Source organism: Pseudomonas sp. B13(2017) (assembly GCF_002113245.1).
Lineage (GTDB): Bacteria > Pseudomonadota > Gammaproteobacteria > Pseudomonadales > Pseudomonadaceae > Aquipseudomonas > Aquipseudomonas putida_Z.
Window position 1 is genome coordinate 1 of sequence record NZ_NEJX01000046.1, and the last position, 1598, is coordinate 1598.

The window sequence follows — 1598 nt, forward strand, 5'->3', positions numbered from 1 at the left end:
GGGAAACCCCACACTACCATCGGCGATGCATCGTTTCACTGCTGAGTTCGGGATGGGATCAGGTGGTTCCAATGCTCTATGGTCGTCAAGAAATTCTGTTGCCAGAATGTCCAGATGGACAGCCCAGCGAATTCGGATATGCGATATTTGTGATGTTGCGAACTTTCGGTTCTTTCGTCTTCACCACCACAATTTGGCTTTCGTGCGCAAATTGCTTGGGTGTTATATGGTCAAGCCTCACGGGCAATTAGTATTGGTTAGCTCAACGCCTCACAGCGCTTACACACCCAACCTATCAACGTCGTAGTCTTCGACGGCCCTTCAGGGGATTCAAGATCCCAGTGAGATCTCATCTTGAGGCAAGTTTCCCGCTTAGATGCTTTCAGCGGTTATCTCTTCCGAACATAGCTACCCGGCAATGCCACTGGCGTGACAACCGGAACACCAGAGGTTCGTCCACTCCGGTCCTCTCGTACTAGGAGCAGCCCCTCTCAAATCTCAAACGTCCACGGCAGATAGGGACCGAACTGTCTCACGACGTTCTAAACCCAGCTCGCGTACCACTTTAAATGGCGAACAGCCATACCCTTGGGACCGGCTTCAGCCCCAGGATGTGATGAGCCGACATCGAGGTGCCAAACACCGCCGTCGATATGAACTCTTGGGCGGTATCAGCCTGTTATCCCCGGAGTACCTTTTATCCGTTGAGCGATGGCCCTTCCATACAGAACCACCGGATCACTAAGACCTACTTTCGTACCTGCTCGACGTGTTTGTCTCGCAGTCAAGCGCGCTTTTGCCTTTATACTCTACGACCGATTTCCGACCGGTCTGAGCGCACCTTCGTACTCCTCCGTTACTCTTTGGGAGGAGACCGCCCCAGTCAAACTACCCACCATACACTGTCCTCGATCCGGATAACGGACCTGAGTTAGAACCTCAAAGTTGCCAGGGTGGTATTTCAAGGATGGCTCCATGAGAACTGGCGTCCCCACTTCAAAGCCTCCCACCTATCCTACACAAGCAAATTCAAAGTCCAGTGCAAAGCTATAGTAAAGGTTCACGGGGTCTTTCCGTCTAGCCGCGGATACACTGCATCTTCACAGCGATTTCAATTTCACTGAGTCTCGGGTGGAGACAGCGCCGCCATCGTTACGCCATTCGTGCAGGTCGGAACTTACCCGACAAGGAATTTCGCTACCTTAGGACCGTTATAGTTACGGCCGCCGTTTACCGGGGCTTCGATCAAGAGCTTCGCTTGCGCTAACCCCATCAATTAACCTTCCGGCACCGGGCAGGCGTCACACCCTATACGTCCACTTTCGTGTTTGCAGAGTGCTGTGTTTTTAATAAACAGTCGCAGCGGCCTGGTATCTTCGACCGGCATGGGCTTACGGAGCAAGTCCTTCACCCTCGCCGGCGCACCTTCTCCCGAAGTTACGGTGCCATTTTGCCTAGTTCCTTCACCCGAGTTCTCTCAAGCGCCTTGGTATTCTCTACCTAACCACCTGTGTCGGTTTGGGGTACGGTTCCCAGTTATCTGAAGCTTAGGAGCTTTTCTTGGAAGCATGGTATCAACCACTTCGTCGCCTAGAGGC

General features: G+C 52.8%; 2 rRNA genes (1 of these 2 running past the window's edge). Both read right to left on the reverse strand.

The window, feature by feature from the left end:
• Nucleotides 1-90, reverse strand: a 5S ribosomal RNA gene (gene rrf, locus CAG44_RS27300); the annotation flags it as partial.
• Between the two features lie 136 nt (nt 91-226).
• Nucleotides 227-1598: ribosomal RNA gene (locus tag CAG44_RS27305) — 23S ribosomal RNA — on the reverse strand (it continues 1619 nt past the right edge of the window).